General features: G+C 49.1%; 24 protein-coding genes, 1 tRNA gene and 1 pseudogene. 22 read left to right on the plus strand and 4 right to left on the minus strand.

Annotated features, from left to right (window positions below; translation table 11 throughout):
• Positions 1-77: 77 nt before the first annotated feature.
• From ACFO8Q_RS13355 to ACFO8Q_RS13400, 10 genes are all read left to right on the plus strand, one after another.
• Complete coding sequence (locus ACFO8Q_RS13355; protein WP_380026309.1) at positions 78-1,019, plus strand: ROK family glucokinase; 942 nt, start codon at positions 78-80, stop codon at positions 1,017-1,019.
• 82 nt (positions 1,020-1,101) lie between these two features.
• Complete coding sequence (rapZ, locus tag ACFO8Q_RS13360; protein WP_380026310.1) at positions 1,102-1,971, plus strand: RNase adapter RapZ; 870 nt, start codon at positions 1,102-1,104, stop codon at positions 1,969-1,971.
• A 3-nt stretch (positions 1,972-1,974) separates the two neighbouring features.
• Positions 1,975-3,204, plus strand: a complete 1,230-nt coding sequence (locus tag ACFO8Q_RS13365; RefSeq protein WP_380026311.1) for a gluconeogenesis factor YvcK family protein — start codon at positions 1,975-1,977, stop codon at positions 3,202-3,204.
• Entirely contained in the window at positions 3,155-4,108 is a 954-nt protein-coding gene (gene whiA, locus ACFO8Q_RS13370; RefSeq protein ID WP_380026312.1) for a DNA-binding protein WhiA, read from the plus strand. The genes ACFO8Q_RS13365 and whiA overlap by 50 nt, the downstream gene beginning before the upstream one ends.
• The gene (locus ACFO8Q_RS13375; RefSeq protein ID WP_380026313.1) at positions 4,087-4,344 is read left to right on the plus strand and encodes an HPr family phosphocarrier protein; all 258 of its coding nucleotides are present in this window, start codon (positions 4,087-4,089) and stop codon (positions 4,342-4,344) included. The genes whiA and ACFO8Q_RS13375 overlap by 22 nt, the downstream gene beginning before the upstream one ends.
• Before the next feature lie 5 nt (positions 4,345-4,349).
• Complete coding sequence (locus tag ACFO8Q_RS13380; RefSeq protein ID WP_380026314.1) at positions 4,350-4,649, plus strand: hypothetical protein; 300 nt, start codon at positions 4,350-4,352, stop codon at positions 4,647-4,649.
• A gap of 352 nt (positions 4,650-5,001) precedes the next feature.
• The gene (locus tag ACFO8Q_RS13385) at positions 5,002-6,930 is read left to right on the plus strand and encodes a glycoside hydrolase family 15 protein (RefSeq protein WP_380026315.1); all 1,929 of its coding nucleotides are present in this window, start codon (positions 5,002-5,004) and stop codon (positions 6,928-6,930) included.
• A gap of 208 nt (positions 6,931-7,138) precedes the next feature.
• Positions 7,139-7,705, plus strand: a complete 567-nt coding sequence (locus ACFO8Q_RS13390; RefSeq protein WP_380026316.1) for a PadR family transcriptional regulator — start codon at positions 7,139-7,141, stop codon at positions 7,703-7,705.
• 4 nt (positions 7,706-7,709) lie between these two features.
• The gene (locus ACFO8Q_RS13395) at positions 7,710-8,558 is read left to right on the plus strand and encodes an SDR family oxidoreductase (protein ID WP_380026317.1); all 849 of its coding nucleotides are present in this window, start codon (positions 7,710-7,712) and stop codon (positions 8,556-8,558) included.
• Between the two features lie 128 nt (positions 8,559-8,686).
• The gene (locus tag ACFO8Q_RS13400) at positions 8,687-8,992 is read left to right on the plus strand and encodes a hypothetical protein (RefSeq protein WP_380026318.1); all 306 of its coding nucleotides are present in this window, start codon (positions 8,687-8,689) and stop codon (positions 8,990-8,992) included.
• A gap of 239 nt (positions 8,993-9,231) precedes the next feature.
• On the opposite strand, the gene ACFO8Q_RS13405 is transcribed toward ACFO8Q_RS13400, so the two are convergent.
• The 3 genes from ACFO8Q_RS13405 to ACFO8Q_RS13415 all read right to left on the minus strand — a co-directional run bounded on the left by ACFO8Q_RS13405 (position 9,232) and on the right by ACFO8Q_RS13415 (position 10,513).
• Positions 9,232-9,690 (minus strand): TlpA family protein disulfide reductase, encoded by a 459-nt coding sequence (locus ACFO8Q_RS13405; RefSeq protein WP_380026319.1) that lies wholly within the window; start codon positions 9,688-9,690, stop codon positions 9,232-9,234.
• Positions 9,691-9,722: 32 nt separating this feature from the next.
• Positions 9,723-10,256, minus strand: a complete 534-nt coding sequence (locus ACFO8Q_RS13410; RefSeq protein ID WP_380026320.1) for a peroxiredoxin — start codon at positions 10,254-10,256, stop codon at positions 9,723-9,725.
• Positions 10,257-10,438: 182 nt separating this feature from the next.
• Positions 10,439-10,513 (minus strand) — tRNA-Arg (locus tag ACFO8Q_RS13415).
• Positions 10,514-10,742: 229 nt separating this feature from the next.
• Between ACFO8Q_RS13415 and thiD the strand changes: the two genes are divergently transcribed.
• Positions 10,743-11,543: a bifunctional hydroxymethylpyrimidine kinase/phosphomethylpyrimidine kinase gene (gene thiD / locus ACFO8Q_RS13420; protein WP_380026321.1), complete on the plus strand. Its 801-nt coding sequence runs from the start codon at positions 10,743-10,745 to the stop codon at positions 11,541-11,543.
• Positions 11,544-11,592: 49 nt separating this feature from the next.
• Here thiD and ACFO8Q_RS13425 read toward each other — a convergent pair whose 3' ends face one another.
• A complete protein-coding gene (locus tag ACFO8Q_RS13425) occupies positions 11,593-12,393 on the minus strand; it encodes a pyrroline-5-carboxylate reductase dimerization domain-containing protein (protein ID WP_380026322.1) in 801 nt (266 codons plus the stop codon).
• A gap of 104 nt (positions 12,394-12,497) precedes the next feature.
• Between ACFO8Q_RS13425 and ACFO8Q_RS13430 the strand changes: the two genes are divergently transcribed.
• The 11 genes and pseudogenes from ACFO8Q_RS13430 (at position 12,498) to rnr (ending at position 24,947) form a co-directional block, all read left to right on the plus strand.
• On the plus strand, positions 12,498-12,686 hold the full coding sequence (locus ACFO8Q_RS13430) for a YetF domain-containing protein (protein ID WP_380026323.1): 189 nt from the start codon (positions 12,498-12,500) through the stop codon (positions 12,684-12,686).
• A gap of 68 nt (positions 12,687-12,754) precedes the next feature.
• Complete coding sequence (gene rpoN / locus ACFO8Q_RS13435) at positions 12,755-14,086, plus strand: RNA polymerase factor sigma-54 (RefSeq protein ID WP_380026324.1); 1,332 nt, start codon at positions 12,755-12,757, stop codon at positions 14,084-14,086.
• A gap of 193 nt (positions 14,087-14,279) precedes the next feature.
• Positions 14,280-15,248: pseudogene (locus tag ACFO8Q_RS13440) on the plus strand (sugar-binding transcriptional regulator).
• A gap of 27 nt (positions 15,249-15,275) precedes the next feature.
• Positions 15,276-16,286 (plus strand): type I glyceraldehyde-3-phosphate dehydrogenase, encoded by a 1,011-nt coding sequence (gap, locus tag ACFO8Q_RS13445; protein ID WP_380026325.1) that lies wholly within the window; start codon positions 15,276-15,278, stop codon positions 16,284-16,286.
• A 169-nt stretch (positions 16,287-16,455) separates the two neighbouring features.
• Positions 16,456-17,637, plus strand: coding sequence for a phosphoglycerate kinase (locus ACFO8Q_RS13450; RefSeq protein ID WP_380026326.1), 1,182 nt, complete (start codon positions 16,456-16,458; stop codon positions 17,635-17,637).
• 33 nt (positions 17,638-17,670) lie between these two features.
• On the plus strand, positions 17,671-18,432 hold the full coding sequence (gene tpiA / locus ACFO8Q_RS13455) for a triose-phosphate isomerase (RefSeq protein WP_380026327.1): 762 nt from the start codon (positions 17,671-17,673) through the stop codon (positions 18,430-18,432).
• Positions 18,433-18,445: 13 nt separating this feature from the next.
• Positions 18,446-19,987: a 2,3-bisphosphoglycerate-independent phosphoglycerate mutase gene (gene gpmI, locus ACFO8Q_RS13460; protein ID WP_380026328.1), complete on the plus strand. Its 1,542-nt coding sequence runs from the start codon at positions 18,446-18,448 to the stop codon at positions 19,985-19,987.
• 40 nt (positions 19,988-20,027) lie between these two features.
• On the plus strand, positions 20,028-21,314 hold the full coding sequence (gene eno, locus ACFO8Q_RS13465) for a phosphopyruvate hydratase (RefSeq protein WP_380026329.1): 1,287 nt from the start codon (positions 20,028-20,030) through the stop codon (positions 21,312-21,314).
• Between the two features lie 57 nt (positions 21,315-21,371).
• Complete coding sequence (secG, locus tag ACFO8Q_RS13470) at positions 21,372-21,608, plus strand: preprotein translocase subunit SecG (protein WP_380026330.1); 237 nt, start codon at positions 21,372-21,374, stop codon at positions 21,606-21,608.
• A gap of 158 nt (positions 21,609-21,766) precedes the next feature.
• Complete coding sequence (locus ACFO8Q_RS13475; protein WP_380026331.1) at positions 21,767-22,513, plus strand: alpha/beta hydrolase; 747 nt, start codon at positions 21,767-21,769, stop codon at positions 22,511-22,513.
• Positions 22,514-22,607: 94 nt separating this feature from the next.
• Positions 22,608-24,947: a ribonuclease R gene (gene rnr, locus ACFO8Q_RS13480; RefSeq protein ID WP_380026348.1), complete on the plus strand. Its 2,340-nt coding sequence runs from the start codon at positions 22,608-22,610 to the stop codon at positions 24,945-24,947.
• Positions 24,948-25,021: the final 74 nt, after the last annotated feature.

Below are 25,021 nucleotides of genomic sequence, written 5' to 3' on the forward strand. Positions count from 1 at the left end.
TCCTCTGCATCCCGGGAAATCTTCCCGCAGATGCTTCAGCTAGAAGCTTTTTTTACTCTATTGGGAGGACGAGGACAATGGATCGAAAAGTTGTTGCGATTGATGTCGGGGGAACGTTTTTGAAAGCGGCTGCGATCACGGAAGCAGGGGAGATTGTCGCCAAGGAAGAGTGGCCGACAGCTGTGGAACAGGGAACATCTGCCGTGCTTGACCGAATTGCCGCTGTTGCGAAAGCGGTTGCTGAAAAAGCCTGCTGGAACTGGGGAGAAGTGGCAGGTGTCGGATTGGGCGTTCCAGGATTTCATGATTTTGACAACCATCTGTGCGAAGAGTCGGTGAATCTCGGGTGGAAAAATGTTTACATCGTAAAGGAAATGGAAAGCCGATTGGGAGTACCGGTTCGATTCGACAACGATGCAAATGCTGCGGCTCTGGGGGAAACCTGGATAGGCGGCGGCAAAGGCCATCGTCATACGGTTATGGTAACTCTCGGCACGGGGATTGGCGGCGGAATTGTGATCGACAATAAAATTTACCGCGGTGCAAACGGCATGGGTGGAGAGATTGGCCATATGGTGATGGAACCGGTCCGGGGAGAACGCTGCAATTGCGGACAAATCGGCTGTTTGGAAACGATCGCCTCAGCGACCGGCATCCTGCGGGCGGCCCAGAAACGGGTTGCCGAAGGGCAAGAAACGTCCCTCCGAAATGTGGCGAATCTTACAACGAAAGACGTGTTCGAACATGCTGCAAATGGAGACCGGGTGGCCGCTGAAGTAATCGATTACGCAGTTCATAAACTTGGACTTGCTCTTGCATTGATTGGAAATACCTTAAATCCGGAAGTGATTGTGATCGGCGGGGGACCTTCAAGAGCTGGTGATGTTTTATACAAGCCGTTAAATGATTATTTTCGGAAATACGCTTTAAAACGGGTGGCGAAGGCAGCGAAAATCCGTCCTGCCGAACTCGGTAATGATGCAGGAGTGCTAGGGGCCGCAAAATTGGTACTATCCTAATAACCGTCGTCAATTCCACGGGTCGGGGATTTCGCTTTTCTGGTATAATGGAGGAAATGTATTCTAGCGGGATGTGGTACCTATGCATGGAGCTGTCAAAGTACTGATTTTGACAGGTTTATCCGGGGCAGGGAAGTCGGTTGCCCTTCAAAGTCTCGAAGATCTCGGATATTTTTGTATCGACAATTTGCCTCCTGCTTTGATTCCGAAGCTGGGAGAATTGGTTCTGCAGTCTGACGGGAAAGTCTCCAAGGTCGCTTTGGTTTGCGACTTGCGGGCCCGAGCTTTTGACAAAGAACTGTTTGAAGCTGTCAAGGAGCTGGAAGAACGGAGCGAACTGACCTGTCAGGTTCTTTATATGGAAGCTGATGACGAGACACTTGTCAATCGATATAAAGAAACCAGAAGACGCCATCCCTTGGCTCCTGAGGGCCGAATTACGGAAGGGATTGCAAAGGAACGTAAAAAGCTCGAGGAGATTCGCGGGCGAGCGGATTGGATCTTTAATACCAGCAAAATGAAGCCCTCCGAACTGCGAGCACAGATCATGGATCGATTCACCGACTTGGACGAACGAAAACTGCAGATTCATATCATCTCCTTTGGGTTCAAGCATGGAATGCCAATTGATGCCGATCTGGTTTTCGATGTTCGGTTCCTGCCAAATCCTCATTATGTGGAGTCGCTTAGACCGCTTACCGGCAAAAATCAGGAAGTATATGACTATGTGATGAAGTGGCCCGTAACTCAGCAGTTTGCAGAAAAGTTAATCGACATGGTGGATTTCCTGATCCCTCATTTTGAGAAAGAAGGCAAGCAGCAGGTTGTCATAGCAATTGGTTGTACAGGTGGCCAACATCGTTCCGTATCGATCGCAGAATTGCTTCGTCAACACCTGCAGCAGAACGAATCAGTCGTTGTTACCCATCGCGACTGTGCAAAGGAACGATAAACCATGGTGAAAAAATGGTGGTTGCTCGCCTGGACATTATGCGTGTTTGGACTTGGCCTGATTACGTCGGGAGCAGGTCTTCATTCGGTCACCGGGCAGGCGTCTGTTATCGGGCTGGCGTGTCTGCTTGTGGGATCCGGTCTGCTGGCACTTGGCTGGTGGCGGGACGAACAGATCGGACGGAAGGAGATGCTTGCGAAATTCGGGCGGCCGAAGCTTGTGGTGATCGGGGGTGGAACGGGCCTGTCGGTTCTGCTTCGGGGCCTTAAAGAATATGATGTGGATATTACAGCGGTTGTAACAGTTGCGGATGATGGCGGATCTTCCGGTCGTCTGCGATCCGATTTTGATATGCCGCCACCAGGTGACATTCGAAACTGCTTGGTAGCCTTGGCGGATACGGAACCGCTGTTGGAAAAATTGTGGCAGCACCGTTTCAAAACGGGAGAAGGGCTTGCGGGACACAGCTTTGGGAATCTGTTTATTGCAGCCATGACCGACGTTACAGGGGACTTTGAAACTGCAATTCGGGAAACATCGCGTGTTCTGGCGGTTCGGGGCCGTGTTCTGCCGGCGGTCGGCCGGGCGGTCATTCTGAAAGCTCATATGACTGACGGATCCGTTGTGGCGGGGGAGTCGCAGATTCCCAATGTCGGCAAGAAAATACGCCGGGTTGAGATCGAGCCTTCCGATGTCTCTCCGCTGCCGGAAGTCATTCAAGCGCTTCAGGAAGCAGACGGTATCATTATCGGACCGGGGAGCCTTTATACAAGCATTTTGCCGAATTTGCTAGTTCCCGGCATTGCAGATGCGATTCGGGCTTCTCAGGCCAAGAAGATCTATGTCTGCAATGTGATGACCCAACCGGGTGAAACGGACAATTACTCCGCATCGCAGCACGTGAAAGCGATCTATGATCACGTGGGGTTGGGATTGTTTCAGTACGTGCTGGTGAATTCCGCTTCGATTCCGCCGGCCGTGATTGAACAGTACAGGGAAAAGAAAGCGTCTCCCGTTGTAGCCGATACATGGAATTTGCAGCAAATGGGTCTTAACGTGATCGCCAGAAACTTTCTGCATTATGCCATTTATGCACGACATGATGCAAAGCGTATCAGCGAGCAGATTCTTTCCATTCTCGCAAAAGATCTGTCGAAAAGAAAAAGTTTCCAGGAGGCTGCCAATGTCATTCGCGTCACAGACGAAAAAAGAATTGACTCAACTGGAGACTAAGGGATGTTGTCAGAAAGCGGAATTATCCGGAATGGTCCGCATAAACGGTACTGTGGTGGAGGTGAATAATCGGCCGATTCTCGACGTTGCGACCGAGAATGCCGCGATCGCCCGAAGAATGTATTCGCTGCTTCGCAAGATATTTGGCGTTCATGCCGAGGTTCTTGTCAGAAAGAAAATGCGCCTGAAGAAAAACAATGTCTACATGGTGAGAGTGCCGTTTCAGGTTCCTGAGATTCTCACCCAATTGAAAATCGTGGAAATCGGTGTACAATATAAGCAGGGAATTGATTCGGAACTTGTTGCAAAATCATGCTGCAAAAGGGCTTACCTGAGGGGAGCTTTTCTTGCGGCAGGTTCGGTAAACGATCCGGAAAGCAATTCTTATCATCTGGAGATTGCGGTAAATTCAGACGAAATGGCGAAATCTTTACTGCTTCTTCTGAATGAGTTTTATCTGAATGCGAAACTTATTGAGAGAAAAAAAGTATTTGTCGTCTATTTGAAAGAAGGCGATAAAATAATCGAATTCTTGAACATCATCGGAGCTCATCAGGCTTTGCTCCATTTTGAGGATGTTCGCATTCTGAAGGGCATGCGCAATCAGGTGAACCGGTTAGTGAATTGTGAAACCGCTAACTTGAATAAAACCATTCATGCGGCTGTTCGGCAGATTGAAAATATCCGACTGGTGGAACAAATTGTCGGATTGGAAAACTTGCCGCCCCATTTGAAGGAAGTAGCGGAGCTTCGGTTGAAATATCCCGAAATCAACCTGAAAGAATTGGGGTCGATGTTAACAGGCAACGTCTCCAAATCGGGAGTCAATCACAGGCTGCGAAAGTTAGAAGAAATGGCTGACAAACTCAGGGAGGGAATCGTATGGCCGAAAAAACAATTGTAGTAAACCTGCGTTCGGGTCTGCATGCGCGCCCGGCAGCATTGTTTGTTCAACAAGCGAACAAATTTACAAGTGAGATTTTTGTTGAAAAAGCCGGTAAAACGGTAAATGCAAAAAGTATCATGGGCATCATGTCATTGGCAATCTCGAAAGGGTCTGAAATCACCATTAAGGCTGAAGGATCCGATGCTGAAAAAGCGGTGGAAACTCTGGCCGACATGGTTACACGGGAAGAATAGGATTTATGAATCCGTTAGATTGGACCCATCAATGGGATCAGTTTGAAATGATGATGTATGTAGGCAAGGATGACACCGGGCAGGAGAAAATTTTTATGCAGGTGTCAAAAGTGATTCGAATCGAACAGGCTACCGAGCAGGAAATTTTGTATGACCGCGAGATCGGACTCTTGAATCCGGAAATTATCCGCGGCGTAGATCGGGATGCCTGGGAGGAAAAGCAATTGAAATGGTTTTTGGATACACATCCCGATCTTGTTGAACGGGAGAAAGCATATGTGAAAGATTGGGAAAAGAGTCGGTAGACTCTTTTCTTTGTTTGTAGATCAACTGCCAACCATGTGTTTAGCAAAAAAGCGAAAAATGAAGAAATTCAGAGAGGAAAGGGGTAAATGCCGGAGAAGGAACTCTAGGACAAAATGCAAACGCTTGCATCAATAAATTTTGTGATTCTATAATTAATTTATTAATGAATGCATGTCTAATTTTTTCTTTTGTAGTGCAAACGATTGCATCATGTTCAATTCCGCACCTGATTGGCATCACATGTCCGCAGGTGCCATATGAATTACTTTGCCTGTTTTGATTTTCTTCATTTTTGCTCAACGCTGGCTGATTTCCGGTCTGACGGCGGGCGGAACGAAAGGTTGATGATTCATGACGCAAATGCAAAAACCGTATCTGGTCGATTCGATTATTGGAAATGGACGTATACTTGCTTCATTAACCAAAAACGGGGAACTGGTTCGAGCGTTTTGGCCAACAATCGACTATGCCCAACATGTAAACCAAACTCTTGCCGGGATCCGTGTCAATGGGGGACCCATCATCTGGATCAGCGGAGTGGATTTTACCCACGAACAGAATTATCTTCCCGACACCAATATTGTTGTGACTCGGTCCATAGGTCGGAATGTTCCGGTGGAAGTGGTGGGTACCGACTATGCAGTGCCTGATGTTGACGTGATCGTCCGTCATTACCAGGTAACAAATACAGGAAATCAAGAAATTGAAATAGATGTTATCTATTTTACAGATTTCCATATGGAAGAGAGTCCTATCTATCAATCGGTATTGTTTGATGATTCTGCGGAAGCGATCGGTCATTACCGGCGTTCCTATTGGGCATTTATCGGGGGGCAAACGAAACCGTTCGGATTTCAGGTTGCCAACGTAAAAGATCATTTGCACGAACGCCGATTCCAGGGCGGTGACATTTCGTTGGGGTCTGATGGAGCACAAGTTTGGACCTCGCCGGTTGCACCGGGTGCCGCTGCCGAATTTACGATTTTTATCGCGTTTGGCAAGAACCGGGATGAAGTCTTCGCGAATCTTGCACAAGTCAGACAGGCCGGACACGACCAGCTGTTGGCCCAAACCAGGCAGTATGCGCAAGAGTACCTGGCCACAGGCCGCAAAATTGAAACCGGGGATGAGCGCCTCGACACTCTGTATCGCCGGTCACTTCTGATGTTCAATCTGATGGCGGATGCGGTTTATGGCGGATTGATCGCCGCACCGGAATTTGACCCCTTTTATTCGCGATGCGGAGGATACGGGTATTGTTGGGGCCGGGACGCGGCCTATATCACAACTGCAATCGACAAAGCAGGCTATACGGATGTTGGCCGGAATTTCTATCGGTGGGCGATGCGGGTTCAGGAGGCCGATGGCTCATGGGATCACCGCCACTATATGAATGGCGATCTGGCTCCGGCCTGGGGGTATCAGGCGGATGAACCGGCGTCCATTCTCTGGGGAATGTGGCAGCACTATCTGATTTCCAAGGACGAAGAGTTTTTGCGGGAATGTTGGCCTTCCATGCAAAAAGGGGCCGATCATCTGGTTGCAACAATTGATCCGGATACCGATTGCCCCAAGCCCAGCAGGGACCTTTGGGAAGAAAGATTTGCTCAGCATACGTATTCGTCTGCTGCGGTAGCGGCTGCATTGCTTGCGGCAGCGGACGCCGCCCGACATCTGGACAAAGAGGAACAGGCCAAAGTTTACGCTGCAGCAGGGGAGAGAATCCGCAAGGCTGTCGAGAAGCTCTACAACCCCGAGAAGAAAAGCTGGTATCGAGGCATCAACCTTTATGTTCGAGAAGAAATCTACGAGATGAAAAAAGCGGCCGGCCAACGTGTCCACACGATTGTGGATGACCACGGATATGAACGTCATGTGGTCGATTATGATCCGATTGTGGACGCTTCGCTGCTCGGAATTTCCTATCCGTTTGAATTGTTTGAGGCGAACCATCCGGCGGTAGTCAGCACATCCGATGCCGTCAAGGAGTTGTGCACCCAGCCGGGCATCGGTGGGATTCGTCGGTATGAAGATGACCATTATGCGGGAGGAAATCCGTGGGTACTCTGCACATTATGGCATGGACTTGAAGCCAACCGCCGCGGGGAATCGCATAAAGTGAAGGAAGCGTTGGAGTGGGTGCTGCAGCATCAGACATCGACAGGGCTGCTTCCTGAGCAGGTTGACAAAGAGAAAGGCGGACCCGGATGGGTGGTGCCGCTCACGTGGTCGCACGCGATGTTTGTGCTTTTGATACTTGAATACTATGGAAAAGAGTGAAAGAAATGCGGTGTGTCTCGGTAACGAGACACACCGTTTTTTGGCTCTGTTAACGTGCACAGTGGAAAATTTGAGTAGCTCGGTTAACCACAAAAAGGGATGCTGACGAACATCAGAAAAAATCAACACTTTTAAATTGACACTTGCAGATCCGATGATTAAACTATATCTAAAAGATATATATGTATAACATATAGGAGGCGTTTAGGTGCCGAGGGAAAACAAAAGCAGATATGCTGTGCTGGGAATGTTAAGCCTCGAACCAATGTCGGGTTATGACATCAAGAAAAAAATCCATCGGGGAATCGGGGAATTCTGGAGTGAAAGCTTTGCACAGATTTACCCGATTTTAAAACAGCTTGTGGAAGAGGGATACGCGGTCTGTCAGATTGAAGACCAGGAAGGAAAACCGGATCGAAAAGTTTACAGCATCACGGAAGCCGGGCGTGATGAGTTGATGAAATGGCTGTCAGAGCCGGTCACTTATTATCCGCTGCGCATCGAGTTGTTGTTAAAGCTGTTTTTTGCGCACAATGCCTCCCCTGACGTCAGTATTCACCATGTAGAACAGTTTCAAAAGCGAATGCAGGACGTACTCGAAGAATATAAAAACGTGGAAGAACGAATGGTATCCGCGATGAAAAGTCGCGGGAACTGGTTGAGATATCGTTTGATGACGCTTCGGTATGGCATCTATTCCGTGGAAGCCGCTTTGAAATGGTGTGAAGAAACCCTGCAAGAATTGAATGGAATCAAATCTGGAAAAGGGGTGTAAGTATATGTTTGAAAAGGATTTGCTCAAGGACAAGGTAGTTCTTATTACAGGGGGCGGTACAGGACTTGGCCGCGCGATGGGGGAAAGGTTTCTGGAGTTGGGAGCCAAATTGGCCATCACCGGTCGACGTGAGGAAGTTTTGCAAACGGCCGCGCAAGAAATGAGCGGTGAAGGAAAAGAAGTATTCTATAAAAGCTGTGATGTGCGTGATCCTGCGCAAATACAAGAATTGGTCGATGCGGTGGAACAACGCTTCGGTCATATTGACGTTCTGGTCAATAACGCGGCAGGAAACTTTATCAGTCCTACTGAACGTCTTTCTCCGCGGGCGGTGGATGCCGTATTGAACATCGTGTTGCATGGAACGTTCTATGCAACCTTAGAGGTAGGAAAGAGGTGGATTAAACAGGGCAAGGGCGGGACGATGTTAAATATCGTAACTTCCTACGCATCCACCGGGTCGGGGTTTGTAGTGCCGTCAGCGGCGGCCAAAGCGGGAGTGTTGGCAATGACCCGCTCTCTTGCGGTTGAATGGGCGAGATACGGCATCCGTCAGGTAGCCATCGCACCCGGACCTTTTCCCACAGAAGGTGCATGGTCTAGGCTTTCACCAACGCCTGAACTGGCGGAACATGCAATCAAACGGGTTCCCTTGCGTCGTGCAGGCGATAAACAGGAGCTTGCGAATCTTGCTTCCTATCTGATTTCCGATTATGCGGGTTACATCAATGGCGAAGTCGTAACCATTGACGGAGGAGAATGGCTGCAGGGGGCCGGCGAATTTAACAATCTGACTGAAGTTACGGAAGAGCAATGGGATATGCTGGCCGAGATGACACGCAAAGGGAAGTAATGAAGGAGTGAGAGCCCTTTTCCATTGCCGTTATTGTAGTAGGGGCTGGGATTGGGCCAGTTTCATATTTTGTGGGCATCTACAGGAATTGGAAGGAGTTTAAACGAAGTATGTAATAGAAAGGAGCGATGGGATTGAAAACGTCCAAACTTTTGAAGTGGATTTCGGGCGGGCTGGAAGCCCTCTTGGGAATTCCGGTTATCGGCGGCACAATTGTGATCGGGATGTTGTGGACTCCGCTGGTTGTTATGTTGGCCTTACATATTGTGACTCTCATTTTCAGCAACAAAGAAGGGGGCGCAAAGCACGGCAGCATTCTCGGAATTATCACCTCTTGTATAGCATGGATTCCTTTTGTGGGAATGATCATGCATATTCTAACGGCGATTTTCCTTTTGCTCGACGCCGCAAAAAAAGAACAGGAACTTGCGTGACAACTCGCTTCTGCATGTGGATTTTCCTTCAAAGAGGGCGCATCTTAATCAAGGGATTAAGAGCGTCTTTTGATTTTTCAAACGCTGGATTGTGACATATCCCAGATGCCAAACGGTATCTGCAGATCAACGGCGTTTGGGAGGACCACAACATCTTTGCGATTACCCGAGAGGAATGGGGGGCTTAAACAACAATGACCACTCAAAGGTGGCCGTTGCTGTTTTTTATGTAGTTGTCGTCAGCCTTGAGTGATTCCCAACAGCTGCTCAATCTTCGGTTTCAGGTTTTGAAAGCCTTTATCGCCTGCGGCCCGGTAATAGAGTTTTCCTTCTGCATCGAACAGGAAGAAAGCGGGCACAAACTGGTTTTGAAAGGCTTCAGTGATTTTGTGCAAGTTATCGATAGCCATAGGTTGCGTGATGCCGTAATCCGAGATGTCTTTCTTCACTTTCTCGAGATCGGTATCACTTTCCTGTTTCGGCATGTGTACACCTACCAACTGCAAATCGTATTCCTTGTACTGATCCCGATAGGATACAACTTCCGGCATGACTTCATGGCAAATGTGACAGGAGACAGCCCAGAAATGCACAAGTAAGGGGCGATTTTTCAAATCATTGGGACTAACCCCTTCTCCGTTTACCCATTCAGTTGCCCCTTCCAATGAAGGTAGCGGAGTGCCAAGTCGCATTGGCATAAAACCGCCTCCATTTCGAATGCCGAGTGATCTTAGAGGGTTTTCTGACCGGGTTTCCAATCGGCTGGGCAGAGTCCGCCAGCTTGCAGAGCTTCCAAGGTGCGCAGGGTTTCATCTACGCTGCGGCCAATGTTATTGTCATTGACTACCTGGTAGCGAACGATTCCTTCGGGGTCGATAATAAAGAGACCGCGCAGGGCAATGCCTTTGTCTTCAATCAGCACGTCATAAGCACGGGCTACTTCCTTGGTGATGTCGGAAGCCAGCGGGTAGTTAATCTCGCCCAATCCGTTTTTCTCACGTGGTGTGTTAATCCATGCACGGTGGGTGTACACACTGTCAACGGAGACACCCAGAATTTCCGCATCAAGGTCGAAGAACTCTTGAGCCCGGTCACTGATCGCCGTAATTTCCGTTGGGCATACGAATGTAAAGTCAAGCGGATAGAAGAACAGGACCAGCCATTTTCCTGCATAATCTTGAAGGGTTACAGTGTGATCAAGTGTTTCCAGATTTTTTGTAGTCAGCATTTTGAAGTCCGGTGCTTTTTGTCCAACAAATGGCATGTGAATACCTCCTCTTTAAGATAACCCGAGAGGCGCAGGAACAGGCACCGCTCCTGCGCTTGGGTATTAGCGTAGACATTTCGAATCATATCACTATAACAATAAATAATCAATACGATAACTAAAAGTTTACAGAAGACAATAAAAAAATCTCTCACCGAATGAGAGACCGCTTATCTATATGGTGCACCCGAAGAGGATCGAACTCCTACCTCAGGCTCCGGAGGCCTGCGTCCTATCCATTGGACCACGGGTGCATATCGAATATTTTCAGAAGCGACGTTTCTTATCTTACACGAACACGAATGTTTTTGCAACCGCCAAAATTAGGCTGGATTCCCGGGTTTTTTGCACTTGTAAGAAAATGCTGCCCGTTGACCGGCCATTTTTTGCGGCTTACAATGGAACAGTAGCAGATTAACACAGCCTTGGAGTGGCACCCAAAGGTGCCGGGTCGTGCTGCGAGGGCTTAGGAGGAAATCGGGTATGACAATCGCACGGGCGTTAACGATCGCCGGATCTGACAGCGGCGGCGGAGCGGGGATCCAGGCTGACCTGAAAACCTTTACGGTACTCGGTGTTTACGGCATGTCTGCTCTCACCGCGATTACGGTGCAAAATACATTAGGCGTGCACGGCATCTACAATCTTCCGTTAGAAGCAATTGAAAAGCAAATTGACGCAGTGGTAACCGATATTGGCGTCGATGCGGTCAAAACAGGCATGTTATCTCAGGTTCCGATTATCGAACTTGCGGCAGCAAAAATTCGACAGCACCGGATCCGAAATCTCGTTGTGGACCCGGTCATGGTCGCAAAGGGCGGAGCCCGTTTATTGGAAGCGTCCGCGCAAAATGCTTTGATTGAACATCTGCTTCCGGTTGCGCAAGTGGTTACACCGAATTTGCCGGAAACGGAAGTCCTGATCGAACGGGAGATCCGAACTGTTGATGACATGCGGGAAGCCGCCAAGCGGATTCTTGAGTTCGGACCGAGAACGGTGGTTGTAAAAGGCGGTCATCTTGCAGGCGATGCGGTCGATATTGTTTATGACGGTGAGAATTTTTATGAACTTGCCTCGCCGCGGATTGAAACACGTCATACACATGGTACCGGATGCACTTTTTCTGCGGCTGTTACCGCGGAGTTGGCAAAAGGCAAGAACGTGTTGGAGGCAGTATCAGTCGCCAAAGAGTTCATCACATGTGCGATTTCGGATTCCCTGGAGCTTGGAGGAGGTCATGGACCGACCAACCACTGGGCATACGGGAAAAGAAAACAAATGTAAACTTCAAAAAAGCCCCTTGCAGAAGATGACTGCAAAGGGCTGTTCTTTATCACTTGTCTTTTGTGTGTTGGCCTTGGAAATGTTTCGTTGTCGTAAGAACGTCATCGAACACGCCTTCCATAGCGGGTTTCAGTACTTTGAGTCCTGCCTCCGTCACTCCGCCCGGAAGCGACACCCGCGAGATGATTTCTTCAAACTCATATCCTTCTTTCACAAATAGTTTGCCTAACCCATAAATCATATATTTAACCAATTGATCCGCTTGCTGCGGCGGAATGCCGCCTTGACGAACAGCAGCGGAAGCGAAGGACTGCAAAACAAATGCGAGAAATGCGGGACCGCAGCTTGTGAGATCCGAACAAACGCGAACATCGTTTTCTTTGATCACGACCGGGAAGGAGATTCCCCGGCAGGTGGCCTCAAACAATTGCCTGTCAGTCGGGGTTGCTCGAGATCCATACATGGTTAACATCACGCCTGATAACGCTTCTTGCGTGATGGAAGGAATGATTTTGATCACTTTCGATGAGACTTCGGATTCCAGTTCCGATAAAGACCAAGCCGAATTAATGGAGATCAAAAATTTGTCGGGAGACATCGAGGTGCGAATCTCCTTTAACACGGTCAGTACATCAGCCGGTTTGACACAGAGAAATATAAAATCGCTGAACTTTGCAAGTGAGGAGGCACTGTCCATCTTGCGGACGTTTGGATTTTCCACTATGATCCGATCGAGTTTCCATGCGGTCCGATTATAGGCTGCGACCTCAACATCCGGCAGGCCTGAACGAACGAACGCCCTGACCAGCATACCCCCCATGCTTCCCGTGCCGACAAATCCCAAACGCAAGGCAGTCTCCTCCCTCTCTCGGTACCTAATTGCAGTGTATTCTTCATCTGGGAAGGGCATGACTAAAAAAAGAAAATCATGTGCAGCAAAAGGGGAGAAATGCAATGGATTCCTCATCGCCGTTATATCTGATCAGGCGTGGAGAAATTTTACACGAGAATTTGATCCGGATCGGCCGAAATGAACCTTGGATGCGGGAACGACTGCAGGATCTGGAGGTTTACGACATGCGGCAAGTGCGTTATGCCCACCTGGATCACAAAGGGGATTTGCATGTTCATTTGAAGGTATAGTGACGGAGTGGGGGCGGATGAGGTAAGATAAGAGAAACATCTGACCCATGGCCGAGGGGGGTGCTCGCATGAAAATGGGGTATGGCCTATGGCAGGAACAAACTCAAAAACTTGTGATGACGCCTGAGCTTCGACAGGCTATCACCGTACTGCAATTTTCTTCGCATGAATTGCTTGAATATCTGGAATCTGAAGTTTCGCAAAATCCGGTCATGGAGTTGGAAGTTCCCGATTGGACCCAAGTGGCCCGGGAACTCCGGGATGATAAACACAGAAAAATCAACCGTGAGCAAAAGGAATTTCCGATCGAATCGGTAGTTCGAACCAATCATTCGTTAGAGGAGCATTTAAAGCGCCAATTGAATTTGGTCAAAGCTTCGAACAAGGAAAGGCAACTGGCCTCCTTTATTATCGGGAACCTGGATCCAAACGGGTATCTTTCTTTGCCCGTAGAGGAAATTGCCTCAATGAAAAAATGCACTGTTGAGGAAGCCGAAATGGCATTGCGATTGGTGCAATCACTGGAACCGGCAGGGGTGGGCGCACGAACGCTTGAAGAATGTCTCCTGCTGCAAGCTCTGGAAATTAAGGGTGTCAGCGCGGCGGTGTGTGATATTATCGAGCAGTATCTTCCGGACGTGGCTCAAGGACGTATCAGCAGGATCGCTTCAGCCCTTGGCATCACAACGAAGCAAACCCAGGAAGCGATCGATTTCATTCGGACACTGGATCCAAAACCGGGACGTTGGTATACCAATGAACGCCCCGCTTATATCGTTCCTGATGTAATTGTCGAACGGGTCGCGGGCGACTATGTGGTGATTGTAAACGATCGCTCCATGCCGCGTCTTCACATTAACGATTTTTACAGAAAAGTTTTGGAGCAAAATGAAGACGGAGTTTCCAAAGAAGCAAAGGAATATATCTCAGGCAAACTGAATTCGGCGCTCTGGCTGTTGAAAAGCATCGAGCAGCGTCGTCAGACTCTTTATAAGGTGACAGAGGCAATTGTTGAATTCCAAAAGGATTTTCTGGATCATGGGGTACGCAGGCTGCGACCGCTCACCTTGAAACAAGTGGCGGAAAAAATTGGCATGCACGAATCAACAGTCTCTCGTGCAACCGCCGGTAAATATGTTCAAACTCCAAGGGGAGTGTATGAATTAAAATATTTCTTTACCTCCGGTTTGTCCACGTCGGTGGGCGAAAGCGCTTCCGCGGAAAGCATCAAAGCGAAACTGAAATCGTTAATTGAAGGAGAAGATCCCAAGCAACCGCTCAGCGATCAGAGAATCAGCGAATTGTTGCAAGAAGATGGGATCCAAATTTCTCGTCGGACAGTCGCAAAGTACCGGGAGGAGATCGGGATTCAATCCTCCATGCAGCGTAAGAGATATTAACATTTGGTTCTTGCGTTTTCAATCGACATCCCATACAATTAAGAAGATGGCATTGTGCCATTTTCTTTTGGAGTAGATGGGACAAAAAAAGTATTAGTGGGACGAATTGAGTCCCTTCATCTGGGAGGTCCCCTTTGAAATGAAGGAGTTAATTAAGATTCAGCAAAAGCTCGTCCCGGATCTGCTGCAGGAGATGAAGCGCAGGTACCGCATCCTTCAACAGATCAACCTGACGCAGCCGATAGGCAGGCGCAGTCTGGCTCAGAACCTTGCCACAACCGAGCGGATTTTGCGGGGAGAGGTTGAGTTTTTGAAAGATCAGGGCTTGATTTACGCAGAAACGATTGGTATGAGCCTAACTGATGCGGGCCGACAGATCCTGAACAGCTTGGACGAAGTCATTCGGGAAATTGAAGGGTTTCAGGAACTGGAAGAACAACTGTCGAAGGCTTTGCAGATTCCTCAAGTCTTTATCGTTCCCGGTGATTCGCAAAACGATTCGCTGGTGAAGCGGGAAATGGGGTATCTGGCCGCTCGGTTGATCAAGGATCGGCTGACGAATGGAGTCCTGGCTGTTACCGGTGGAAGCACCATTGCGATTGTGGCGGAAATGATGCCGCAGCTGCAGAACGCGCATTCTGTAGAAGTGCTTCCGGCACGGGGGGGAGTAGGGGAGAACGTGGAAGTGCAAGCGAACACGATTGCCTCCAAGTTTGCCTCCAAACTGGGTGGAACTTATCGGATGCTGCATGTCCCGGACAATCTTTCGGAAGATGCGTATCACTTACTGCTTGAAGAACCGCATGCGCAGGATTATCTCCACCGTATTCAGAAAACTCGGATGTTGGTTCACGGAATCGGGCAAGCTATCGTTATGGCAAAAAGGCGCGGAGCATCAGATGAGATTCTGTCCCTCCTTGCAAGAGAATCGGCAATGGGTGAAGCTCTCGGGTACTACTTCGACGGTGATGGACGCATCGTTTACGGAATGAATTCGATTGGACTGCGAATGAAAGACTTGGATCAAGTCTAAACCATTATTGCTGTAGCGGGCGGAGCTGACAAAGCGGCAGCGGTAACCGCAGTTGCACGGGGCAGCAGGCAGGACATTTTGGTGACTGATGAGGCTTGTGCAGAAGCAATATTGGCTTCGTTGAAATAAAAACACAAATCTGGGGAGGAATTTAAAATGACAATTCGTGTGGGGATTAACGGTTTTGGTCGAATTGGTAGAAACGTGTTTCGTGCAGCTATGAGCAATCCTGGGGTTGAAGTTGTTGCGGTCAATGACCTGACCGATGCAGAAACACTTGCTCATTTGCTGAAATATGACTCTGTGCACGGAATCCTGGACGCAGAAATCGAGGGTCGCGAAGGTTCATTGTTTGTAAACGGCAAAGAGATCAAAGTACTGGCTGAGCGTGAACCCGGCAACCTGCCGTGGGCTCAACTTGGAGTTGACGTGGTTGTCGAATCAACCGGACGCTTTACGGATAAAGCAAAAGCAGAAGCGCATATTACGGGTGGCGGAGCAAAGAAAGTGATTATTTCTGCACCTGCAAGCAACGAAGACATCACGATTGTGATGGGAGTTAACGAAGATAAATACGATCCGAAGGCTCACAACGTGATTTCGAATGCTTCCTGTACAACGAACTGCCTGGCTCCTTTTGCGAAAGTGCTGCATGAAAAGTTCGGGATCAAGCATGGTCTTATGACCACCGTCCATTCCTACACAAACGACCAGCAAATCCTTGATTTGCCGCATAAGGATCTGCGTCGTTCCCGTGCTGCGGCGGTGAATATCATCCCAACTTCAACCGGGGCGGCAAAAGCTGTCGCATTGGTTCTGCCGGAGTTGAAGGGCAAACTGAACGGTTTTGCAATGCGTGTTCCGACACCAAACGTTTCGGTGGTTGATCTCAACGTGGAAGTAGAAAAAGCTGCTACCGTGGAAGAAGTAAATGCAGTTTTGAAAGCGGCCGCGGAAGGTCCGCTGAAAGGAATCCTTGGGTATACGGAAAAGCCGTTAGTGTCCAGCGATTTTAATGGAAATTCCCATTCCTCCTACATCGATGCACTGTCGACCATGGTAATCGACGGCACAATGGTGAAAGTTGTGTCCTGGTATGACAACGAGTGGGGCTACTCAAACCGAGTGGTTGATCTGATCGAATATATTGCCAAGAAATCGTTTTAATGTCCGGTCGGGACAGAAATAGTCCCCCGGTGACATGAGACGGGACGATTTACGTCCCGTCTCAACTTTGGTAAAATGAGACGCTGAGGAGAATGATGGATTCTCCTTTTTGCGTATGGATGGAACCCCTAATAGAAAAAGTTTTATTTTTGGGTCGGAGGGAACCAAAGTGGAAAAGAAGACTCTGCGTGACATTGATGTTAAAGGCAAGCGAGTGTTTGTTCGAGTGGATTTTAATGTCCCGTTGGAAGACGGAAAAATTACGGACGATACACGGATTCAGGCAGCGCTTCCAACCATCAGATACTTGATGGATCGGGGGGCCAAAGTGATTTTGGCGAGCCATTTGGGACGTCCGAAGGGCGAGGTAAACCCTAAATTCAGCCTTGATCCCGTTGCTGTACGGTTATCGGAGCTATTGAGCGTAAATGTTGAAAAAACAAGTGATTCAGTGGGGCCGCATGTCAAAGAACGCATTTCTTTAATGAATGAAGGGGACGTTTTATTATTAGAGAATGTCCGCTTTCATAAAGGCGAGGAGAAAAACGATCCCGAACTTGCCCGCCAGTTTTCTGAACTTGCGGATATTTACATAAACGATGCGTTTGGAGCTGCCCATCGGGCGCATGCTTCTACGGCAGGGATCGCCGATCACCTGCCCGCAGTCGCCGGCTTCCTGATGGAAAAAGAAATTTCGATTATGGGCAGAGCATTGTCGAACCCTGAACGTCCTTTTACCGCAATTATCGGGGGAGCGAAGGTCAGTGATAAAATTACGGTGATCGAGAACCTGCTGACGAAAGTGGATTGTCTGATTATCGGCGGCGGCATGGCGAATACATTCTTGGCCGGTCTTGGTTATCAGCTTGGCAAGTCGCTGATTGAGCCCGAGAAGCTTGAGGATGCAAAAGCGTTGGTTGAACGCGCCAAAGAAAAGGGAGTCGATCTTCTCTTGCCGGTTGATCTTGTGGCAGCTTCCGGTTTTGCCGCAGACGCAGAACACAAAGTCGTTGAGTTAAATGAGGTTCCTCACGATTGGATGGCGCTCGATATTGGACCGAAAACGTCAGCCAAGTACCAAGAGGCCATTCGTTCCTCAAAAACCGTGATCTGGAACGGTCCGATGGGCGTGTTCGAGTTTGAAGCGTTTGCAAAAGGGACCAACGCAATTGCGCAGGCTGTAGCGGAAGTGAAAGGCACAACCATTGTCGGTGGCGGAGATTCTGTAGCGGCAGTTGAAAAAAGTGGACTGGCTGATCGAATGACCCACATTTCAACCGGCGGAGGCGCGTCTTTGGAGTTCCTGGAGGGCAAGATCCTTCCGGGAGTAGCAGCCCTGAACGATAAGTAGAAACGATAAGCAGAGAGGAGACAGGAGAAGAAGATGTCACGGACTCCGGTTATAGCAGGGAATTGGAAAATGTATAAAACCACAGCGGAAGCAAGGGAGTTTGCTGCTGCCGTTAAGAACGAGCTGCAGAACGTTTCCGGTGTGGAGATGGTTGTATGCGCCCCTTTTACCACACTGAGTGTGCTGCAAGAGGCGTTAGCAGGATCGAAAATTGCTGTAGGCGCACAGAATATTCATTTTGCGGAAGAAGGAGCTTACACGGGGGAAGTTGCACCCCGGATGCTGACCGACTTGGGGGTCCGCTATGTAATTATCGGTCACTCGGAGCGTCGGGCCTATTTTAACGAAACGAATGAAACGGTGAACAAAAAAGTACAGGCGGCTCTCAAGCATGATTTGGTGCCCATCGTATGTGTAGGAGAGGATCTTTCCGAGCGGGAAGCAGGTCAGACATTCTCGATTGTGGAGACACAAACACGTGCCGCATTGGCAGGCATCGAAGCAGGGCAAGCTGCCGGACTGACCATCGCCTACGAACCGATCTGGGCGATTGGTACAGGCAAGTCCTCAACAGCTGCCGATGCAAATGAAGTGATTGCCCATATCCGCAAGACAGTGGCCGAATTGTATGATGGAGAAACTGCAAGCCGGATTCGAATTCAGTATGGCGGATCGGTGAAGCCTGAGAATATCGGAGAATATTTGGCGCAGCCGGACATTGACGGCGCGCTTGTCGGCGGTGCGAGCCTGGCTCCTGACTCCTATGTGGGACTCATTCGCGGAGCTGTGAAGTAAGGAGGGCAACGAAATGACAAGACCTAAACCTGTCGCACTGATTATCCTCGATGGCTTTGGCTTGCGTGATGGCGTTGAGGGAAACGCGGTTGCGCTTGCAAAGAAACCGAACTTCGACCGCTACTGGGAAACGTATCCCCATACTCAACTTACCGCATCCGGCGAAGCGGTTGGCTTGCCGGAGGGCCAGATGGGAAACTCCGAAGTCGGGCATCTCAATATTGGAGCAGGGCGCATCGTGTATCAGGACTTAACGCGAATCAGCAAGTCGATCCGGGAAGGCGAGTTCTTTGATAACCCCGTATTTTTGAATGCAATCAAACACGTGAAAGAAAAAGGGACTCAATTGCATATGTACGGGTTGGTGTCAGACGGCGGTGTACACAGCCATATTAAGCATCTGTTCGCGCTGCTGGAATTGATGAAAAAGGAACAAGTCGACAAAGTGTTCGTGCATGCGTTCTTGGATGGACGGGACGTTATGCCTCATACAGCGGTAAACTACATTCGTGATTTGCAAAACAAAATGAATGAACTCGGAGTCGGGAAACTGGCTACTGTTCAAGGGCGCTATTACGCTATGGATCGTGACAAGCGCTGGGAACGAACGGAAAAGGCCTACCGGGCAATGGTGTACGGAGAAGGACCGCAGTATACGGACCCGATTCTTGCACTGAAAGAAAGCTACGACAAATCGGTAACGGATGAGTTTGTAATGCCGACGGTGATTGTGAACCCGGACGGTTCTCCTGTAGGGCAGATCAAAGACGAAGATGCGGTGATTATGTTTAATTTCCGGCCGGATCGTGCGATCCAGATTTCGCAGGCGTTCACAAACAAAGATTTTCGCGGATTTGACCGTGGCCCGAAATGTCCGAAAGAATTATACTATGTCTGTCTGACTCATTTTTCAGAATCGGTGGACGGATATGTTGCGTACAAGCCGACCGACTTGGACAACACGTTGGGCGAAGTGCTTACTCAGAATGGGCTCAAACAGCTGAGGATTGCCGAAACGGAGAAATTCCCGCATGTGACTTCGTTTTTCTCCGGGGGCCGGGAAGAACAGTTTGAGGGAGAAGAGCGCATCTTGATCCCTTCACCAAAAGTGGCGACGTATGACCTCAAGCCGGAAATGAGTGCCTACGAAGTGACAGATGCAGTGGTCAAAGAGATCGAAGCCGACAAATTTGACGCGATCATCCTCAACTTTGCGAACCCGGATATGGTGGGCCATACCGGTGTACTCGAAGCGGCCATCAAAGCGGTGGAAGTTGTTGATGAGTGTTTGGGACGAGTTGTCGACAAGATCCTTGAAAAAGGCGGAGTTGCCGTGATCATCGCGGACCATGGGAACGCAGACATCATGATTGATGAGGCAACGGGAAAACCTTGGACGGCTCACACTACACAACCGGTGCCTTGTATTGTTACCAAAAATGGGCTTTCGCTCCGGGAAGGCGGCATTCTGGCGGATGTGGCGCCTACTCTGTTAACGCTGCTTGAACTGCAGCAGCCTTCGGAAATGACAGGCAAGTCATTGATTGTTCAATAAGGCAGTTACCCAATTATTTTCATGCAAAGGATGATGAGGAATGAGTATTATTTATGACGTACGAGCAAGAGAAGTTTTGGATTCCCGCGGAAATCCGACCGTTGAAGTGGAAATCGAACTGGAAAGCGGTGCGATCGGCCGGGCAATCGTACCGTCGGGTGCTTCGACCGGTGCCTATGAAGCTGTGGAGCTTCGTGATGGCGATAAGGGTCGTTACCTTGGTAAAGGCGTTCTGCAGGCAGTAGAGAACGTAAATGAAGTGATCGGTCCGGAGATCGTTGGCATGGATGCATTGGATCAGGTCGGAATCGACAAATTGATGATCGAGCTGGATGGCACTCCGAATAAGGGGAAATTCGGAGCAAATGCAATTCTCGGTGTATCGATGGCCGTTGCACATGCTGCAGCCGATTTTCTTGGATTGCCGCTGTACGTATACTTGGGCGGATTCAATTCAAAAACTCTGCCGGTTCCGATGATGAACATCTTGAACGGCGGAGCTCACGCGGATAACAATGTCGACATTCAGGAGTTCATGGTCATGCCGGTTGGCGCAGACAGCTTCCGCGAAGCGCTGCGGATGGGTGCTGAAGTATTCCACAGCCTGAAGTCGGTTCTCAAAGAACAAGGATTGAACACCGCAGTTGGCGATGAGGGCGGATTTGCTCCGAACCTGAAGTCCAACGAAGAAGCGTTAAAAGTGATTATCACCGCTATTGAACGTGCAGGGTATAAGCCGGGCGAGCAGATTTTCCTGGCGCTTGACGTGGCATCCACCGAGATGTACAAAGACGGCAAATACCATTTGGAAGGCGAAGGCGTAACCAGAACCTCCGAGGAAATGGTTGCCTGGTATGAAGAACTGACCGGCAAATATCCGATTCTCTCAATCGAAGACGGTTTGTCGGAAGACGATTGGGATGGCTGGAAGAAACTGACCGAACGTCTGGGCTCCAAGGTGCAGCTGGTAGGAGACGACCTCTTCGTTACAAATACAGAGCGTCTTGCGCAAGGAATTGAACAGGGTGTCGGCAACTCGATTCTCGTAAAAGTAAATCAGATCGGTACACTCACTGAAACATTCGACGCGATTGAAATGGCAAAGCGTGCGGGTTATACTGCCGTGATCTCTCACCGTTCCGGGGAGTCGGAAGATGTAACCATTGCGGACATTGCCGTAGCGACCAACGCTGGTCAAATCAAGACGGGAGCTCCGTCTCGTACCGACCGGGTCGCCAAGTACAACCAACTGCTGCGCATTGAAGATATGCTCGACTACACAAGTCAGTACGGTGGCCAAAAAGCGTTCTATAATCTCAAAAAATAGGATTCTTGCCACTTGCCAGGACCTGTGTTACAATAGTACAGGCCGGGAGGTGATCGTATGATTGCATTTGCAAAAATCCTGCTTGTAGTCGTCAGTGTTCTGCTCATTCTCACTGTACTGCTTCAGTCTGGACGCAGTGCAGGTTTGTCTGGTGCTATTACGGGCGGTGCGGAACAAATGATTGGTCGCAAAGCGCGTGGGATGGATGCTGTTTTTGCAAAGATCACTGCCGGATTGGCAACTGCGTTTATTCTATTGTCTGTATGGGTAGCTTGGCTTGTGACACATTCTTAAATTTAAATTGGGAAACTATACAAGTACCGCTCCGTTGGGGCGGTACTTTTTAATAGCGGGGCATAGAAGATTCATTTTTTGCCCGTGTCCCGTCATATGATGGGTCTGTGCTGGAATCGTGAATGGATAGTTTGGAATAGAATTGGGAGGGTCAGGCAATGACTTTGAAGAGACCGGAAGCGTTTGAATTTCCAGGCGGCAAAACGGGGGTATTGCTGATTCACGGCTTTACCGGGACTCCGTCCGAGCTGCGGCCAATGGGGGAATATCTTGCGAGCAAGGGGGTCACCGTGAAAGCGCCTTTGTTGGCCGGACACGGTACAACTCCCGAACAGATGATGAAAACCGGAATGAAGGATTGGATAAAATCGGCGGGGGATGCCTTTTTTGAATTGCAGCGGAAGTGCGATCAAGTGTATGTAGCCGGTCTGTCCATGGGGGGAGCACTGGCGCTTCATATCGCGGCAAGGTTGCCTGTTGCAGGAGTAATTCCCATGTGTGCGCCGGTTTTCCTCACGGATCGTCGTGCCAAATTTTCGCGATTTGTCGTACCTTTTAAAAAGTTTCACGTACACAGAGGTGCTCATCCGGAACATATCGACATGTATTTGGCAGGCTATAAAAAGACTCCAATTCGCTGTGTGACCGAACTGTTAAAGCTGATTCGGACAGTTCGAAACGAATTGCGGGAGATTAAAGCGCCGGCTTTTATTCTTCAGGCAGAACAGGATACGACGGTGCGGCCGGAAAGTGCGGAGTATATTTATAAACACATCGGTTCTCGGCAAAAACAAATAAAGTGGTATCCAAATTCGGGACATATTTTAACCGTCGACCATGACAGGGAGCAGGTGTTTGAGGACGTGGCGGCGTTCTTGAGTAGCAAGGAATTGATTCGTTTATAATATTGGCACAGGCAACATCAACACATATGTTACTTTTGTGGGTTAATTGTCGCGCCAGGAGGTGGGAAGTTTGGAGAATAGAATCGTTGATTTTATGAAGGCAAAATTATATAAACCGATGAACGTGCAAGAATTGAAAGAAGCTTTGGGCATCCACGACGGTGACGAACTGGAAGATTTCGTTAAGTTGTTGAACCGCATGGAAGACGAAGGGATAGTCGTACGGACCCGGACACACCGCTACGGTCTGCCTTCCAAGATGAATCTGGTGGTTGGAAGGCTGCAGGGAAAGGCGAAAGGCTTTGGCTTCGTGATCCCGACCGATCCGGAGGAGATCCCTAACGGAGACGTGTTTGTCAATGCGGGAGATATGAATGGTGCCATGCACGGCGATAAAGTGATTGCACGCGTACATAAGAAGGCTGGCGCCAACGGCCGCAGGGAAGGCGAGATTATACGCATCCTTGAACGGGTACACAAGACGGTAGTGGGAACGTTTATTTCTCACCAGCATTACGCGTTCATCATTCCGGACGATCAACGTTTAGGGATTGAACTTTTCATACCGGAGGCGGACTTTAATGGTGCGGCTGACGGCATGAAGGTCGTCGCCGAAATTACTCATTTTCCCGAGGGCTGGAAGTCTATTCAAGGCAAAGTCATTGAGGTTCTTGGATATCCGGATGAACCTGGCGTTGACATTCTGGCTGTGATCCGCAAACACGGGCTGCCGGAATCTTTTCCGGAAGAAGTCCTTCAAGCGGCGGAAGCGGTTCCGGATACGATTTCGGAAGAAGATCTCAAAGGGAGACGGGATTTGAGGGATCGCAGGATGGTCACGATCGACGGTGAGGATGCGAAGGACCTGGACGATGCGGTGTCGGTTGAACGTCTGCCAAACGGGAATATCCTGCTGGGTGTCCATATTGCGGATGTCGGGTACTACGTTAAGGAAAATTCACCACTCGACATTGAAGCTTACAATCGCGGGACATCCGTGTACCTTGTGGATCGGGTTATTCCGATGCTTCCGCATCGTTTGTCAAACGGAATTTGTTCCCTGAATCCGAAAGTGGATCGTCTGACACTTACCTGCGACATGGAGTGGTCACCCGATTTGGAATTGGTGCGCCATGATATTTATCCCAGTGTGATCAAAACCAATGAACGCATGACCTATACAAACGTCCGCAAGATCCTGGTGGGCAAGGATCCGGAATTAATCGAAAGATACAAAGAACTTGTGCCCGACTTTGAGTTAATGGAAGATCTGGCGATGAAGCTCCGCGCCCGCCGAATGCACCGGGGCGCGATCGATTTTGACTTCGTTGAAACGAAAATCATTGTGGATCGGGAAGGAAAACCTGTCGAGATCCGGAAACGGGAACGTTCTGTTGCAGAACAGATTATTGAAGAGTTTATGCTGGCCGCTAACGAGACGGTATCCGAACATTTCCACTGGCTGAACGTGCCGTTTTTGTATCGGATCCATGAAGAGCCGGACGGTGAGAGAATCGGTGATTTTAACGATTTTATTTATAACTTTGGGTACAGCTTGAAAGGGATCGGCAAAAAAGTTCACCCGAGAGCTTTGCAAAGATTGTTGGAGGAAATCAAGGACAAGCCGGAGGAGCGCATTATTTCAACTGTGATGCTGCGTTCAATGAAGCAAGCAAAATATTCTTATGAACCGCTTGGACATTTTGGATTGGCCGCCGAGTACTACAGCCATTTTACTTCTCCTATCCGTCGATATCCGGACTTGGTGATTCACCGAATTATCCGGGAAGCGATTGACAACGGAGGCAGCTTGACGCCTGAACGAATGGAATATCTGCGTTCCAAACTGCCTGAGACCGCCCAACATTCATCCGAACGGGAGCGTTTGGCAGTTGACGCGGAAAGGGAAACCGATCTTGTGAAAAAGGTTCAATTTATGGAAAATAAGGTCGGGGAAGAGTTCGATGGATTTATATCCGGCGTAACGGCGTTTGGAATCTTTGTCGAGTTGGATAACTCAATTGAAGGGCTGGTTCATGTTTCCTATCTGGAAGATGATTATTATCATCATGATGAAAAACAGTATATGCTCGTTGGTGAGCGGACCGGCAGAACGTTTCGGATCGGTGATCAGGTCAAGGTTCGGGTGGAAGCGGTCAATAAAGAATCGAGAACGATTGATTTCCGTATGCTTGAAGGCGGCGAGTACCGTGGTACAGGCCGAGGAGGTCGAGCCGGCAAAGAAGGAAAACGGACTGAGAAAAGAGGCGGAGAGGCCAAAGCCGTGAACGAGCGAAACGGTAAACCGCAGCGCAAACGAAAGCGGCACCGGGGGGACTCCGCCAGGAGCGGCGCCGCTGAAAAAAAAGCGGGATTAAAGGCGGTCGCCAAAAAGGCGGCCAAGGTAAAAAAGAAAAAACGAGCGAAAGTTTAGTTAAGAACCCTTGTTGGGTTCTTTTTTACTGTTGGGAGGGGTGGGTAAAAATTATTTTTATTTACAAATTGTAA

Origin of the sequence: Effusibacillus consociatus, from assembly GCF_042652925.1 — a bacterium.
Taxonomy (GTDB): Bacteria; Bacillota; Bacilli; order Tumebacillales; family Effusibacillaceae; genus Effusibacillus; species Effusibacillus consociatus.

Bases quoted from the DNA above. Each gene is read 5' to 3' on its own strand.
- ACFO8Q_RS13355 (WP_380026309.1), top strand. From the start codon at position 78: ATGGATCGAAAAGTTGTTGCGATTGATGTCGGGGGAACGTTTTTGAAA.
- rpoN (WP_380026324.1), top strand. From the start codon at position 12,755: ATGAAAATGGGGTATGGCCTATGGCAGGAACAAACTCAAAAACTTGTG.
- ACFO8Q_RS13475 (WP_380026331.1), top strand. From the start codon at position 21,767: ATGACTTTGAAGAGACCGGAAGCGTTTGAATTTCCAGGCGGCAAAACG.
- rnr (WP_380026348.1), top strand. From the start codon at position 22,608: ATGAAGGCAAAATTATATAAACCGATGAACGTGCAAGAATTGAAAGAA.
- gpmI (WP_380026328.1), top strand. From the start codon at position 18,446: ATGACAAGACCTAAACCTGTCGCACTGATTATCCTCGATGGCTTTGGC.
- ACFO8Q_RS13405 (WP_380026319.1), bottom strand. From the start codon at position 9,690: ATGCCAATGCGACTTGGCACTCCGCTACCTTCATTGGAAGGGGCAACT.
- secG (WP_380026330.1), top strand. From the start codon at position 21,372: ATGATTGCATTTGCAAAAATCCTGCTTGTAGTCGTCAGTGTTCTGCTC.
- tpiA (WP_380026327.1), top strand. From the start codon at position 17,671: ATGTCACGGACTCCGGTTATAGCAGGGAATTGGAAAATGTATAAAACC.
- thiD (WP_380026321.1), top strand. From the start codon at position 10,743: ATGACAATCGCACGGGCGTTAACGATCGCCGGATCTGACAGCGGCGGC.
- ACFO8Q_RS13400 (WP_380026318.1), top strand. From the start codon at position 8,687: ATGGGATTGAAAACGTCCAAACTTTTGAAGTGGATTTCGGGCGGGCTG.
- ACFO8Q_RS13385 (WP_380026315.1), top strand. From the start codon at position 5,002: ATGACGCAAATGCAAAAACCGTATCTGGTCGATTCGATTATTGGAAAT.
- ACFO8Q_RS13375 (WP_380026313.1), top strand. From the start codon at position 4,087: ATGGCCGAAAAAACAATTGTAGTAAACCTGCGTTCGGGTCTGCATGCG.
- rapZ (WP_380026310.1), top strand. From the start codon at position 1,102: ATGCATGGAGCTGTCAAAGTACTGATTTTGACAGGTTTATCCGGGGCA.
- ACFO8Q_RS13365 (WP_380026311.1), top strand. From the start codon at position 1,975: ATGGTGAAAAAATGGTGGTTGCTCGCCTGGACATTATGCGTGTTTGGA.
- ACFO8Q_RS13395 (WP_380026317.1), top strand. From the start codon at position 7,710: ATGTTTGAAAAGGATTTGCTCAAGGACAAGGTAGTTCTTATTACAGGG.
- eno (WP_380026329.1), top strand. From the start codon at position 20,028: ATGAGTATTATTTATGACGTACGAGCAAGAGAAGTTTTGGATTCCCGC.
- whiA (WP_380026312.1), top strand. From the start codon at position 3,155: ATGTCATTCGCGTCACAGACGAAAAAAGAATTGACTCAACTGGAGACT.
- gap (WP_380026325.1), top strand. From the start codon at position 15,276: ATGACAATTCGTGTGGGGATTAACGGTTTTGGTCGAATTGGTAGAAAC.
- ACFO8Q_RS13430 (WP_380026323.1), top strand. From the start codon at position 12,498: ATGGATTCCTCATCGCCGTTATATCTGATCAGGCGTGGAGAAATTTTA.
- ACFO8Q_RS13380 (WP_380026314.1), top strand. From the start codon at position 4,350: ATGAATCCGTTAGATTGGACCCATCAATGGGATCAGTTTGAAATGATG.
- ACFO8Q_RS13410 (WP_380026320.1), bottom strand. From the start codon at position 10,256: ATGCCATTTGTTGGACAAAAAGCACCGGACTTCAAAATGCTGACTACA.